A 14,156-nucleotide genomic window follows, 5' to 3' on the forward strand; every position below is an offset into this window, starting at 1 on the left:
AGTTACCACCTCACTGTAAGTCCCTGAAAGATGTTTTCTGCCTCCACCAATACCGCCGAGTAGATGGCTATAATCGAATTACCTGGCAAAACAAAAAAATCAAAATACCAGTCTTCGTCCCTCAAGGCAGTTTGATTGAATTACATATTATTCCACATCCGGATAAAAAAGAAATCCGCATCTGGTGTAAAAACCGCGTTGTGAAAGTGATCTATTACAAAACCTGAAAAACCAATATCTAAACGCTTAAAATACAAAAAATAGTCCAGTTTTATCTTTTAACCCAGTCCAGTTTTATCTTTGAGTTAACATTACTGCTTGATGGGGGTTGATGGATCAATATTGAATGTTGAGATTTACCACCATCATTTTCTTATTTTGTCAATTGACAAAATGTGAAAATGATAAACTGATTCAACCAACCTCGGTTTTCTTAATTTAAATAAGGCGCTTTTTGAGGTAAAACCACCCCTTGACAAATTTGCTATTATCTGTACAATATTTCAGATAATGGACAAAAAAGGGTATAAAGTGAAATGAAATTTATGGATGTTTATAAGACGCTGGAATCAAAAAAGCTCTTTTTGTTTTCGGGTGATGATCTATTATTATTTTATCCAGACGATACAACCCAAAATTTGAGAAAGCTCTTGTATCGGTGGAAACGCAAAGGCTGGATCATTTCTTTGAAAAAAGGTCTGTATGAAATCGTATACCCAAAACGGTTAAATATTCCTGACCTTTATATTGCCAATAAGATGTATCAACCGTCCTACGTTTCCCTGGAAACCGCCCTGTCTTACTACAGTATTATTCCCGAAGTCTCAATGGCTGTAACCTCGATCACCACTAAACCAACCAGGTGTTATAAAAATAGTCATGGTCTCTTTCTCTATCATACCGTAAAACCGGAATTGTTCAAAGGATATACTGTCGTGGAAATCCAGGGCTTTTCAATCCTTATTGCCGAACCAGAAAAAGCATTCATCGATTATCTGTATTTCCAGACATATCGTAAGAAGAAATTCCAATTACCAAATCGGCGATTTGACCGTGAAAAAATCAAAGCACTGGAACGAAAGAAGTTAAACGAATATGCTGCATTATATCATCTGGATGTAGGAGAAATTTATGCTAACCTATGATGCACTGTTAGAACAGGCGAAATTACGGAATATGCCGCTTGATAAAATTAGAGGCATCCTGCGTGAATATTTGCAGATCTTAATGCTCAAGCACTTATATCGAACTGACGCCGGAAGAAATCTATACTTTACAGGCGGCACTTATCTAAGATTAGTACATGGTTTGAAAAGATTCTCTGAAGACCTTGATTTCAACTCAAACAAAATTAAAAAGAAAAAATTTGAAGAACTCTGTAATAAAATTATGATTGAGTTGAAAAGATCAGGGATCAAAGGTGAAATAAGTTTTTCACATTGGGGTCATATCCTGGTCACCAAATTTAATTTCCCTGATCTTGAACGATCTTATGGCATCACTACGAAATATAGACGAAAACAGGGATTATTAATCAAGCTCGAAGTAAACCTTCCTGAATGGAACATCAACCCTGAAACTGAAGTGCTCTCTGGATATGGAGAAATATTTCCGTGTATTTGTACACAAAAGAGTACCTTGTTTGCCGACAAGATCGACGCATTGCTAAAAAAAAGAATGGCCAGACATCTTTACGACATCATATTTATGTTATCGCAGAAATTTACGGTTGATCAAAAAACTCTTAAAGAACTTGGTTATAAAGACGAGCCGTTTCAAGTTCTTCTTAGCGGTATTAACAATTTCTCAAACATTGAACTAAAAAAACAAGCAAATATCTTAAGACCCTTTCTGTTCGACGAGCAGGAATCAGAACTCATCATCAATGCAAAGTCAGTAATTGAAAAGTTGATTCATAAATATCCGTAGCTTATAGTTGGGGTCGCTTACAAAAAAACTGTTGATTTTTCTGACTTCTGGAGTATAATAAAAAGGTTGAGGAGAATAAGTTGCTCAAGTCATATTTGAGAAGAATACATGAAATAACAGATCTTGGTGATGCAAAAGAAGCCAGAAAGCGGTGTTTGTATGCCTTTCAGAAAGATCCGCCATTAGAGATGAAGAAGTGGACAGCATTAAAAGCAGTACAGCGTATTGAACACCAAAGAAAATTGAAAAAGCATTCAAAGAGGTTGAAATGTCCAGACCTGACCCTATTTTTCGGAGGTTAAAAAATGATGGTTATAAACGCTGGTAAGTTTTTGCCAAAAAATAGCCGATTTTTTCAATTTCGGTAGCGACTATTAGTATATGTGAGGAGGAGTTGTGAAAACAATCATCTATTTTACGATTATATTGCTTTGTTTTATGCTCTTTGCTTTTGCTCAAGCGCCAGACACTCTTTGGACAAGGACATATGGAGGACCCGCAAATGACATGGGTTATTCTGTCCAAGAATTAAATGATGGCGGTTTCATAATAGCTGGATGGACACAATCCTATGGGGCAGGTGGACAAGATGTTTATCTGGTAAAAACTGATGCCAGCGGTAATGTTCAGTGGGAAAAAACGTACGGCGGTCAATATGAAGAGATGGGATGGTCGGTGATCCCAACCATTGATGGTGGATACATGATTGCAGGATATACATACTCCTTCGGCAATGGAAATGGAGATATGTATTTAATCAGGACAGATTCTCTTGGCGACACGTTGTGGACAAGGACCTATGGTGGTGATTCAACTGATTTGGCATTTTCCCTGATCGCTGCATCAGATAAAGAATTCGTTCTTGCAGGACAAACCTGCACCTGGGGAGCTGGCTACAATGATGTCTATATCGTGAAAGTTGACAGCATGGGAAATCTTATTTGGCAGAAAACATACGGAGGTCCTGCCCGCGAATCAGCCTATAGCATACAACCCACGTATGATGGTGGATATTTAATTGCCGGTTATACCACTTCTTTTGGCAGTGGCGGCGAAGATGCTTACGTTATAAGAACAGACAGTAATGGTGATTCATTATGGACACACACGTATGGTCATTCTGGCCATGACCTGATATCAAAAGCCGAAACTACTTCTGACTCAGGATATGTTCTGATTGGATACACTGAATCGTATGGAGCTAGTTATGGTGATTATTTCCTTGTTCGTGCCAATAGAAATGGGGATACCTTGTGGGTCAGGAATTATGGCGGAGAATTGAGCGAATGGGGGTATGTAATCAAAGAAACTGCCGACGGTAATTATGTTCTTGTAGGATGGTCTGATTCCTATTATCCGCCCAATGGTTCTAATATCTATTTTATGAAAATCAATCAGGGTGGTGATACCCTGTGGACAAAACTATATGGTGGCGATAACAACGATGCTGCTTTTGACATGCAAATAACTTCTGATGGTGGTTATATAATCGTTGGTTCCACTGAATCATATGGGGCTGGTGGTGAAGACATATACCTTATAAAAACAGCACCTGATACATTCGGTATCAAAGAGAAACAGAGGAAAGCTCTCAGTAGTCATTCTTGTGCAACCATTTTCAGCGGATCCCTTCGACTACCCGAAGGCGAAGACTGCAAAGTCTTCGATATCACCGGACGAATGGTAATGCCAGATAAGATCAAACCCGGTATTTATTTCATAGAAGTTAATGGGCAAATAACAAAGAAGGTTGTTAAGGTTAGATAAAAAAAGAGGTTGAATTTAAAAAAAGGAAAATGTCCAATGTCCAGACCTGACCCTTATTATTATAATAATTTTGGCAAAAATAGAACAGGTAGCTAAAGAAAAGATGGAAAAGATTTGAAAATCTTTTCGTTATTAAAATAACAAACTAGTAAGGGAGAAATTCTGAAAAAGCAAACTCGTAAAGTACGGCATAGTTGGTGGAAAAAATTGGGTAACTGGCTAAAGAAGCACGGTCATTTGGTTGCAATCTTTATGACTTTATATATTTCTTTGTATACACTTGCAGTAACAGATTATAATTTGAATGCAAGAAGTTGGGGTCAAATCTCAACATTCAACATTGACAATAAGTTTATTTATGATATAATGAATCATGGCTCGGCAACTAAGAATCCAATATCCAGGTGCATATTATCATGTTACGTGCCGTGGTAATGAACGCAAGAGAATATTCAAAGGCGATGATGATCGGCGACGATTTCTATATTTACTAAAAGAGTCATTAGAGATCTACCAGGTGGTATTGTATGCTTATGTTTTGATGGAGAACCATTTTCATTTCGTGATTCAGACCAAGCGTGCGAATTTGAGTGAGTTTATGCGGCGGTTCAATATTTGTTATACTGGGTGGTTCAATTATCATCATAACCGGTGTGGTCACCTGTACCAGGGGCGATACAAGGCGTTGTTGATTGATGTGGACAATTACTTGTTAGAATTATCACGTTATCTGCATCTTAATCCAGTACGTGTGGGGCGTTTGAGTAAGTGTGATTATCGGAAGCGTTGGTTGAATCTTCAGGTCTATCAGTGGAGCAGTTTGCCGGGCTATATAAATGATAAAAAGGTTGTTAAATTTGTTAACTATGATATGGTTTTAAGGATGGTTGGTGGTCGACGTGCCTATCAGCGGTTTATGGTTGATGGTTTAAAAAAAGATATTGAGAATCCTTTTGAGGATGTTCAATATCAAACGATATTGGGTGATGGTGATTTTGTTGCGCGTGTCAAGAATAAGTATATTGAGGAAGGGTCATTGCGTGAGCAGCCGATGTATCGAGGTATGGTATCAGGGGTGATTGATCCAGAGGTTGTATTAAGGTGTGTTGTTCGAGTCATGGGGATAGATCGAGGTGAGTTAATGAAGCGTGAGCAGGGTGGTATTGTTCGTGGTATTGCGGCTGAGATGTTGTACAAGTACAGCGGTCTTACCCAAGCCCAGATTGGTAATTTATTAGGGGATGTCGATTATGGTGCAGTTTATCAATTGCGTTATCGAATGAAGAAGCGGCTTGCTCATAATAAGAGATTGCAGGTTCAGTATCGTAACATTGAGCAGGCAATAAAGAAAAATGTTGAATGTTGAGATTTGACCCCAAGTAACACCTAAATATTTGAACCATATAAATATTTATTAAGTTTAGATGTAGTTAAGAGTTTTTCTGTCTTGATTTTAGAAACTTTCATTAAACTCCTGTATTTTAAGGATTATAATCAGAATGCTCTTGACGTCAACAACTGCATATCACCATGCGCGTAGAGAAATTCTGCTACCGAGCTTAATCTTGTGCCAATCTTAACTAATTTCGCACAACCTCAAACGCCATACCCAAAATCATTCAGGTCCAAATTCGAAAATTAAGAACCACCATCATTTTCTTATTTTGTCAATTGACAAAACGTGAAAATGATAAAAATAAATATAAGCGGTAAAAACGGCCGGCTTGACATCCCGTTATTATCACCCTATAATAGATAAGCAACACACTATCACGAGGAGGAGATAATGAAAAAAAGATTATGTGTTCTTACAGGCTTATTGACCATCATTTTCGGAATTCCGGGTGCAGCCCTGGCCGCAACCCGGTCAGACGCCGTGCGTATCCAGGACACTGAAACCGGACCGTATCTCGTCCAGTACGAAGGCCTGCCGGTTTTACAGAAACAGCACATAACGAACGATGCGTCTGTTGTCTGGTCCCGCTACCTGACCGATGCTATTTTTCAGACGACTTCGAACACGAGTAATGGATATGTTTTTGCCGGCACCTATCTCAATCCGCCCAAAGAAGCCGGATTATATGCATTAACCGGCAACGGAGTGCCTGAATGGACCTATAACGGAGAAAAATTCTTTACTGATACCGGCGATGCCGGGTTCACGCTCGTGGCAGCGGATAACGACACGCTCGGCCTGAATATAACCAAATGGACCGGCCCGGACAGCATCCCTGATTGGACTGCGAGTTTTCCTTTGTACGTGATGTCCTCTTACGGACCGATCGCCGTATCTGACGACGGGTCAACGATCGCGGTCATCGCCGCGCCGTCTGGAACCGACGCCCATCTCTTACTCTTTGACGCCGATTCATCCACGCCTTTGATCGACTACGTCGCCACTGGTCTCGGATTTCCCCGATACGTGAAGATAAGTGCCGACGGCCGTTATACTGCTTTTATCGCCCTGTCAACACTCGTTGTTTTTGATCGTGATTCCCTGAGCGTGCGCGACCAGATATCCATGCAGTTTACGAACAGCGCACTCGATATTTCGGGTGACGGAAGTCTGATTGCCTGGGGCTGGCCCCTACTCCACATCCAGGAATGGATCGATACTGCTTACCAGGATATCTGGACCTGGAGCCCGGGTGGAGGATACTATGTAAATAGAATCGCAATATCAAACGACGGTTCGACGATTGTTTCCTGCTGGTATACAACTGCGCACAATTCAATCAAGGTCGTAGTGCATAATGTCGGCTCCTCTGCTCCTTTGTGGACTTATGATTATCCTGTATCAAACGGCGTATATCAGGAAAGCGCGGCTGATGTCGACATCACTGACGACGGTGCATACTTCATCATCGGCAGCTGGGGCGACGCCGCCAATTTGAATCCTGAGGTCCACATATTCCAGCGCGATACAATACCACACGTATACTATTCAGTCGACATGCCCGGTTCCATGTTCTCGGTTGACATCAGTAATGACGGTGCGTATGCAACGGCATGTGGTAAACATATCCATGCAAATGTCACGGGCCGGGGCGGTGATATTGTTCAGATCAAGACGGACATTGTCGGTACGCAGGAAACAGACAAGCGGAACTTCAATCCCCGGGCAAAGACAACCGTCTTTGCCGGCCCCATACGCCTGCCACAGGATAAAACATACAAAATCTTCGACATCACGGGTCGGGAGGTCAAGACGCTCAATCCGACGCCCGGTGTCTATTTTATTGAAATCAACAAGAAGGTGAAACAGAAGGTTATAAAAGTCCGTTAGAGTCATCACCGGCTGCATTTTTCTTGACATCATCCTCAAATAATCTATAATTGAATAAAGGAGCGAAATATGAGGTTGTTTATTTTATTTTGTTTAGCCATATCAAGCCGGGCGCAGATCTTGAGTATCGACGTACCGGCACCGCCATTTCAGATAATCGATAATAACCTCAGCGCTGAATCCTGTGCCGGTATCAACATCCCGGGCGCACCCGACTTACCGACAAAGACCGTAACCATCTGCCTGCCGCCGGGAGCAATCATAGAAAAAGTCGACTTTTCCGGCCGGAGAATTGAAACAGGCATCTGTGAAATATCACCAGCATCAACCGATCTGCCGCTTGTTGCCGACAAAAAAATCTTCCAGAAAATCCAGCGGGCCTATAGACTTCAGAAAGACAGAGTTTACACTGATGACAACCTGTACCCACAAGATTACGGAGTAGTATTGTCAAAAGGCGGGCTGCGAAAATATACACTCCTTACAGTCGCCTGTTATCATTTTGCCTATCGCCCGGTGTCAAAGAGACTCTATTATTCGCCGGTGATTCATATTGAAATACAATACAGAATGCCTGATCTTGGAAGCGCACGGGCACGGTTCTGGGAACGCCTGAAGAACGACGTCACCTATGACGACGTCGCGCAGGAAATAATCTACAACTGGCAGGACGCTGAAGCCTGGTATCAAACTGAAACGCCGCATCGTGTCAACGGATACTACATAATCATTCCCGCTTCACTCCAGAGTTCGGTCGATACCCTGGTCGCTTACCGTCAGACGCAGGGGTATGAGGTAAACGTCGTCACCAAAGAGTATATCGAAGCGAATGTAACCGGTGTGGACTTGCAGCAGAAGATAAGAAATTATTTAAGACAGAACCTGGCTGATATTGAATACGTACTCCCCGCGGGATTCATCGATGACATTCCCTGGCGTGATATGGTGCCCTTTAATAACGACCCCGACAGCCCGTATAATGACCCGAACATCTCTCCGATACCGAGTGACCTGTATTATGCGGAACTAACTGATGAAGACAGTCTGTCGTGGGACTATGACGGCGACGCGTATTACGGCGAGGTCTTTGGCTCCCTGGGATATCTCAACGGCGACGACTCTCCTGATTATCACGCAGACGTCCATCTGGGAAGGATACCGTTCAGCACTGATTATGTCATTGAAGACATCTGCGCCAAATTAATCTCTTTTGACAACAACACGGATATCTCCTACAAAACCGCTGCCCTGCTTCCCGCGGCGTTATATTACTATGCCAATGAAAACAACGGCGGTAACACCCGTCTTGACGGTGCGACCTTTACTGAAGAATTGCTCGATGACGGTATTCTCGACTCGACGAACGCCGTAACCTTGTATGAAAAAGGAGGTCTTCGGCCCAGCATCTACTCCTGCACCGACTCCCTCACCGAGACCAACCACATTTTGTACTGGCAGAACAAAGGAATAATGTATGAATGCCACCACGGAAATTAAAGAGGTAAACGAAAGAGTCAAAACCAGCCCGATCAAAATATTCCCGAATCCGGGTTCAGGGCGGTTGACGATCAGCTTCGCTCCTCTCTCGAAAAGCAGGATAAAAATCGAACTGTATGATATAAACGGAAGATTTGTGCAGAGTATTTATAATGGAGTTATTGAAGGGGAATCCAGAGAATTCAAGATAAAACTGCCTGCGGGGATATACTTTCTCAAATTGGCGGAAAAGAGTAAGACGACTTTTGAAAAGGTAATAATCATAAAATAAAGCACTATTGGACGACAGGGCCTGTTACCGAAAGATCGCAAAATACGTCTTATAAATAAAAGGAGGTTATATGGCGATGTTTCAATTTGCATTTATCATTCCGATTGTCGCAATAGTCTTTGGCTGCGGTATTGCCATTATAGCAATCATCGCTGAATACAAAGAAAAGAAAAAATACTATGAGTCGATGGTTAAGGCGCTTGAGAGCGGCAAAAGTTCTGAAGAGATTCAGGCTTTATTCAACCTGCCCCGCAGAGAAGAACTCGATGAAACCAGGTATTTGAAAAAAGGTGTTGTCACGATTGCAGTCGGAATAGGTGTGGGGATAATCGGCGTGTTCGTAAATGCAGACGTAATTATCGGAATCGGTGGTTTCCTGTGCATACTCGGTCTCTCGTTCTTATTGATACATTATCTGCTCAATAAAAAGAAATCGGCATAATTATCTTTGTCAGTCGATATTACTGAACTTGTAAGGTTATGCCGAAACGGCGATGAAAAGGCGATGGCTGAAATTATTGCCATTCATAAACAGTTAATATTCACCATTGCATACCGTATGCTGCACGACCATGAATCAAGTCTTGATGTCTGTCAGGAAACATTTATCAAAGCATTCAGAAACATCCACCGCCTGAGGAAGCCCGAATACATAAAGACCTGGTTGTGCTGCATCGCACGCAATCTCATTTATGACCGGCTGCGGAAAAGAAAGCGCCAGAAGAACGTCAGCCTGGAACAGATCAAGGAACCATCTGCACCTGACCAGACAGCCAGGATAAGAAAACGTATGATCATCCAAAAAGCGCTCGACAGACTGAAAGAACAAGACAGACTGTTATTGGTCTTGTTCTATTATCAGAATATGGACATAAAGGAAATCGCAGGGGTCGTCGGCAAGAAACCGGCGAACATCAAAACGGCTTTGAGCCGGGCAAGGGTTCGATTAAGAAAGGAGTTGAACGGTTATGAAGAAGAACTGCTGTCCTCATGAACATGAATTGATTACCTATCGTTTAAATATGTTAAGTCCGGCTGAGCGTAAACTGATTGAAGAACACATTGCCGTCTGTCATCGATGCCGGCAGGCGATGCAGATCGAACTTGAGATCGACGAATATCTGTCCACGCCAATGGATCCCGGAACCATTGAAAATTATGTGCTGCAAAGAGTCAGGGCTTATCAAAAAACGAACGCAGCCGCTTCCTGGTGGCAATACCCGCTCGGAATTGTTTTAAATCTTTTAGCCGGCATTGCCCTCGGGCTTGGAATATGGACCATATTCACCACCCGGTTCAACACGGTTTCCTGGATGAATGAGTTTCTAAAATCCTTAGACAAAAGCCTGAATACCGACGTAGAATTTTATATCATGAACGGAATCGGCTTTTTGTTTTTGCTGACGAGCTTTTTGTTCGCCTTCAGAAAAAGAATTTTTAAAGATCTGATTTAGCGCTTGCACATACCTGACTCCTCTCCACTTTTTTCGTTTTTATTTAAAGACCCTTTTTCTCCGTCATTCCTTCGTTACACTCAGGACAACGTCTGAGGTTGCCTTCTTTCTCTGTCATTCTGAGTGAAACGAAGAATCTTTATCAGTCATTAGTTATTGAGATTCTTCAGTCGTCTGCTTGGGGCAGACTCCTTCAGAATGACAAAAGAGCGGGTGAAGGGATGATAAAAAAGTGGCGAGAAGTCAGAAAACATACCCCTTGACAAAGAACATTTTTTGTGTATAATTATAATTAATAAGCTTTGTTATTTGTTGAAGGACTGTAGAATATTCATTATTCACAATCTCCAAAACAAATGAAGGCTTGAAAGGAGAAATATGGTATACGGAACAGTAAAGTGGTTTGACAGTCGTAAAGGATTTGGCTTCATCGAAAAAGAAGACGGCAGTGGTGATGTTTTTGCCCACTTCCAGGAAATCATCGGTGAAGGTTACCGTACCCTGCATGAAGGTGAACGGGTCAAGTTCGAGATTATCCAATCTCCCAAGGGAGAAAAAGCCACAAAAATAGAACGTGCATAAGAGTGCACAACAAAGAAACGGGCGGTGGTGCTTTAATCACCGCCCGTTTCTTTATATTTATCAGCAATCAATTCGCCGTTCGCACCGACGTTCTCTTTTCTGTTTTCGTGAATAATCACGGTTATATGTTTTATCCCGTATATTCTCGATGCCACGTCGGTCAATTCCTTAACCAACTGTCTTTTCTTTTCTATCTCTTTGATTTGCGGTCCTTCGACGATAATCAAAGGCATAATCACCTCTTTTCAATCTGTTCAAGCAAAACCTCTATCGCCCTGGTGAGCTGGGCGTCTTCACTTGAACCATCCTGTTCAGGTATATTTTCCACATAAATATCAGGTTCAACCGGTGTGTTCTCCAAATTCACACCATTGAGCATAAACCAACCCGTACCCGGCACACGGAAACTTGAACCGTCCAGCAGTTTTATGTCGTTCGTGCCGATCACCGCACCAAAAGTCGGCGTGCCCACAACAAGCCCCAAGTTCAATTCTTTGAACCCCGCCGGAAAAATTTCAGCGTCGCTGTAGCAGTATTCGTTGATAAGCAGAACCGTGGGTTTATCCCACTTAAAGAGAGAGCTGTACTCTTTATCACCCCCGCGTTCTTTTGAGTAAGCGTACGCGGTTCTGCGCAGGATATTCAAAAGTTCGTCGTGGATATTGCCGCCTCCATTGTACCGTATGTCAATGATGAGGCCGTCTTTGTCCATCTCTTTGTATAAATCGTTCTCGAACTTTTTGAGGCTGGAAGTGCTCATCGACGCGATGTAGAGATAACCCAGTCGCTCGTCCGATTTTTTGTGAACATATTTTTTGTTCGACTCCACCCAGTTCTTGTCGATCAAGCGCATTATCGCATAAGGGGTTTCAGGTGTGACCTTGACGTTCTTCACTTCTCCTTTTTTGTTGACGGTGAGCATAATTTCTTTGCCGTTCTTGTTCTGAAGAAGGGCATAGAAGTTGTCTCCTTTTTTTATCTCGATTCCATTGACGTGGGTGATGACGTCACCGGGTTCAATCCCCACTTTCTCTTCCGCCGCCGGCGAGTCCGGAATAAGGTCTTTAACCTTGACTCCATCACCCTGGTATCTGTCATCATAGATTATTCCCAGGGCACCGGTCGTTTCTTTGTAATCGCGGCTCTTCCAGACACCCAGATGAGAGGCATTCAACTCACCGATCATCATCCTTATGATATTGTGAAACTCGCGAATCGTCCTCATCTTCAATGCCCGGTCCCTGTATTTGTCGTACATCGCCCGCCAGTCTATGCCGTGAAAATCACTGTCATAAAAACCGTCCTGGAGCGCCCACCACGCTTCGTCAAAGACCTCTTTCCGCTCTTCAAGTCTGTCTATGCCGATCTTGACGTTGAAGCCGAGCGGCGTGGACTGCCCGCTTGTGATATCAGCGCAGAATAAATTCCCCGAACCTGAAACATAGAAGATTTTCTTTCGGTCTTCAGTGATTGTAAACTGCTGCGGCCTCACATTGCCCTTTGTCACCCGCTTGAGGTCTTTTCCGAGCCAATCCACGGTCCAGATGTCGTTGCTGTTCAGGGCATTTGAATAAATGGCAAACTGTTTACCGTCCGGCGATTGGGCGACGTAGTTATAATATCCGTCGACCTTTGTCACGGTGTGAATTCTCTCTTCGATATTATCGAAATCGATCTTCACGACGACGCTGCCTGTAGTATCCTCTTCTTCGTTCTCCCAGTAATCCATGTCCTTTTCTTCGTCTTCTTTTAATAAAAAAACATACTTCATCCACAGGTCGCCGGTCGCATTGCGTGAAGCAAAAGCGATCCTTCTGCCGTCGCTGCTCCACATCGGTTTGTAATCGTCGTTGGGATGATTTGAGATGTTTACAGGCTCTCTACTGCCGTCTGCCGGGACGACGAAGATATCTTCGCGCCAGCCGAGAGTCGTCCGACTGAAGGTAATCCATTTGCTGTCCGGTGACCAGTCCATCCAGAGCACGTCGTTTTCCGGACATAGTTTCTTGCTGAAACGGCCGTCCTTGTCCATCACGTAAAGCTCCCGTCGGTGCTTGAAATAAGCAATCTGTTCACCGTCGGGCGAAAAGACCGGTTTGATCTCGGTCTCCGGAGTGTCGAGTATCTTTTTCGTGTTGAATATCAAATCGTCGTAAAACTTCTCCTCGGTCGCCGGTTCAACCGTACAGATATCCATGTCCCCGTCTTCCCTTGACGAAAAGACAAGAAGCTCTTTTTCCGGATGCCAAGAAATGTGTTTTTCTATATAAGGAGTGTTGGTCACCTGGACGACCTTATCGGGTTTGCGGTCTTTCAAAGACATCACGAAAATGTCACCGTGGACGACGAATGCAAGCTCTTTTTCGTCAGGAGAAAGGGCGAACTCCGTGGCATCGCGGCTGAATACTTTGTAGGTGAATACGTTCTCTTTGAAGCCCTGATTTACCCTTACAGAGATCTTTTTCTTCCTGCCGTCCGCAACATCGTATCTGTAGAGATAACCGTTGCACTCGTAAACAATTACAGAACCGTCCCGGGAAATCTTCGGAAAGTGAATATCCTCGGCCTCGAACGTCAGTTGCTCGGGATTCCCGCCGTTCAGGTCCATTCTCCAGAGGTTGTTCACGCCGTCGTCTGCACGATTGCTCAGAAAATACAATTTGTTATCCAGTTGTGAGTACATCGGATAACCGTCCCTGCCCGGTGTCTCGGTGATGCGCCGGGATGGGCCGTCGGGTAAGCTCTTCAGCCAGATGTCCTGATTATTGCCTCCCTTGTATTTTCTGCGCCACCAGGGTGCTCCGCCTCGCACGTAGTAAAACTCTTTTCCGCCGGGCATAAAGCAGACGTCACGCGCGCTGAATCGGGTGATCATCTGCGGCAGTCCTCCGTTAATGGAAATTTTATAGAGGGCGGACATCAGGGTGTGTCGGTACGAACCGAAAAGGACATATTCGCCGTCCGGAGTCCAGCCGTATAAGATGTCGTGCATCGAGTAATACGTCAGACGCTTTGAAGGAGCGCTTCCGTCAGCAGGGATTACACAGATGTCTTCATTTCCCCAGCGGTCGGTCTCAAAGGCAATCCACTTTCCGTCCGGAGACCAGTACGAAACACCGTCGTAGCCGGTATGAACAGTCAACCGCTCTGCCCTGCCTCCGTCTGCACTGACGATCCAGATGTCCCCATAATAGGAAAAAGAGATTTTACTGCCGTCGGGCGAGGGTGCAGGAAATTGCATATCCCTTATCTCTTCACTGAAAACGGTTGAATACGACAACACAAAAAATATGACGGGAATGAATAAAGTTATCTTCTTCATAAAGAAGGATATATTAAAACCACTTTGTTGTCAAGGAATATTCGTGCT

At 43.5% G+C, this 14,156-nt stretch carries 14 protein-coding genes; 12 read left to right on the forward strand and 2 right to left on the reverse strand.

Going from position 1 to position 14,156, the window contains the following annotated elements; translation table 11 throughout:
- Positions 1–545: 545 nt before the first annotated feature.
- The 12 genes from ENI34_04875 (at position 546) to ENI34_04930 (ending at position 10,786) form a co-directional block, all read left to right on the forward strand.
- Complete coding sequence (locus ENI34_04875) at positions 546–1,145, forward strand: hypothetical protein (protein ID HEC78461.1); 600 nt, start codon at positions 546–548, stop codon at positions 1,143–1,145.
- A complete protein-coding gene (locus ENI34_04880) occupies positions 1,132–1,929 on the forward strand; it encodes a hypothetical protein (GenBank protein HEC78462.1) in 798 nt (265 codons plus the stop codon). The genes ENI34_04875 and ENI34_04880 overlap by 14 nt, the downstream gene beginning before the upstream one ends.
- Before the next feature lie 80 nt (positions 1,930–2,009).
- On the forward strand, positions 2,010–2,231 hold the full coding sequence (locus ENI34_04885; protein ID HEC78463.1) for a hypothetical protein: 222 nt from the start codon (positions 2,010–2,012) through the stop codon (positions 2,229–2,231).
- Between the two features lie 94 nt (positions 2,232–2,325).
- Positions 2,326–3,696, forward strand: a complete 1,371-nt coding sequence (locus ENI34_04890) for a hypothetical protein (GenBank protein HEC78464.1) — start codon at positions 2,326–2,328, stop codon at positions 3,694–3,696.
- 373 nt (positions 3,697–4,069) lie between these two features.
- Entirely contained in the window at positions 4,070–5,062 is a 993-nt protein-coding gene (locus tag ENI34_04895) for a hypothetical protein (protein HEC78465.1), read from the forward strand.
- A gap of 420 nt (positions 5,063–5,482) precedes the next feature.
- Positions 5,483–6,982, forward strand: coding sequence for a hypothetical protein (locus ENI34_04900; GenBank protein HEC78466.1), 1,500 nt, complete (start codon positions 5,483–5,485; stop codon positions 6,980–6,982).
- A 69-nt stretch (positions 6,983–7,051) separates the two neighbouring features.
- The gene (locus ENI34_04905; GenBank protein ID HEC78467.1) at positions 7,052–8,479 is read left to right on the forward strand and encodes a hypothetical protein; all 1,428 of its coding nucleotides are present in this window, start codon (positions 7,052–7,054) and stop codon (positions 8,477–8,479) included.
- Positions 8,457–8,750: a T9SS type A sorting domain-containing protein gene (locus tag ENI34_04910; protein HEC78468.1), complete on the forward strand. Its 294-nt coding sequence runs from the start codon at positions 8,457–8,459 to the stop codon at positions 8,748–8,750. Before ENI34_04905 ends, ENI34_04910 begins: the two co-directional genes overlap by 23 nt.
- A 70-nt stretch (positions 8,751–8,820) precedes the next feature.
- Positions 8,821–9,192: a hypothetical protein gene (locus ENI34_04915; protein ID HEC78469.1), complete on the forward strand. Its 372-nt coding sequence runs from the start codon at positions 8,821–8,823 to the stop codon at positions 9,190–9,192.
- Between the two features lie 6 nt (positions 9,193–9,198).
- Positions 9,199–9,744: an RNA polymerase sigma factor gene (locus ENI34_04920; GenBank protein ID HEC78470.1), complete on the forward strand. Its 546-nt coding sequence runs from the start codon at positions 9,199–9,201 to the stop codon at positions 9,742–9,744.
- The gene (locus tag ENI34_04925) at positions 9,719–10,204 is read left to right on the forward strand and encodes a zf-HC2 domain-containing protein (protein HEC78471.1); all 486 of its coding nucleotides are present in this window, start codon (positions 9,719–9,721) and stop codon (positions 10,202–10,204) included. The genes ENI34_04920 and ENI34_04925 overlap by 26 nt, the downstream gene beginning before the upstream one ends.
- A 378-nt stretch (positions 10,205–10,582) precedes the next feature.
- Entirely contained in the window at positions 10,583–10,786 is a 204-nt protein-coding gene (locus ENI34_04930) for a cold-shock protein (GenBank protein HEC78472.1), read from the forward strand.
- A 32-nt stretch (positions 10,787–10,818) separates the two neighbouring features.
- Here the strand turns inward: ENI34_04930 and ENI34_04935 are convergent, their stop codons facing one another.
- Positions 10,819–11,019, reverse strand: coding sequence for a 4-oxalocrotonate tautomerase (locus ENI34_04935; GenBank protein ID HEC78473.1), 201 nt, complete (start codon positions 11,017–11,019; stop codon positions 10,819–10,821).
- A gap of 2 nt (positions 11,020–11,021) precedes the next feature.
- Positions 11,022–14,108: a PDZ domain-containing protein gene (locus ENI34_04940; GenBank protein HEC78474.1), complete on the reverse strand. Its 3,087-nt coding sequence runs from the start codon at positions 14,106–14,108 to the stop codon at positions 11,022–11,024.
- Positions 14,109–14,156 lie beyond the last annotated feature (48 nt).

This window comes from candidate division WOR-3 bacterium (genome assembly GCA_011052815.1).
Lineage (GTDB): Bacteria > Hydrothermota > Tepidihabitantia > SM23-42 > SM23-42 > DRIG01.

Coding starts and splice junctions, on each gene's coding strand:
- ENI34_04935 (HEC78473.1), bottom strand. CDS start 11,019: ATGCCTTTGATTATCGTCGAAGGACCGCAAATCAAAGAGATAGAAAAG.
- ENI34_04900 (HEC78466.1), top strand. CDS start 5,483: ATGAAAAAAAGATTATGTGTTCTTACAGGCTTATTGACCATCATTTTC.
- ENI34_04915 (HEC78469.1), top strand. CDS start 8,821: ATGGCGATGTTTCAATTTGCATTTATCATTCCGATTGTCGCAATAGTC.
- ENI34_04895 (HEC78465.1), top strand. CDS start 4,070: ATGGCTCGGCAACTAAGAATCCAATATCCAGGTGCATATTATCATGTT.
- ENI34_04940 (HEC78474.1), bottom strand. CDS start 14,108: ATGAAGAAGATAACTTTATTCATTCCCGTCATATTTTTTGTGTTGTCG.
- ENI34_04930 (HEC78472.1), top strand. CDS start 10,583: ATGGTATACGGAACAGTAAAGTGGTTTGACAGTCGTAAAGGATTTGGC.
- ENI34_04875 (HEC78461.1), top strand. CDS start 546: ATGGATGTTTATAAGACGCTGGAATCAAAAAAGCTCTTTTTGTTTTCG.
- ENI34_04905 (HEC78467.1), top strand. CDS start 7,052: ATGAGGTTGTTTATTTTATTTTGTTTAGCCATATCAAGCCGGGCGCAG.
- ENI34_04910 (HEC78468.1), top strand. CDS start 8,457: ATGAATGCCACCACGGAAATTAAAGAGGTAAACGAAAGAGTCAAAACC.
- ENI34_04925 (HEC78471.1), top strand. CDS start 9,719: ATGAAGAAGAACTGCTGTCCTCATGAACATGAATTGATTACCTATCGT.
- ENI34_04880 (HEC78462.1), top strand. CDS start 1,132: ATGCTAACCTATGATGCACTGTTAGAACAGGCGAAATTACGGAATATG.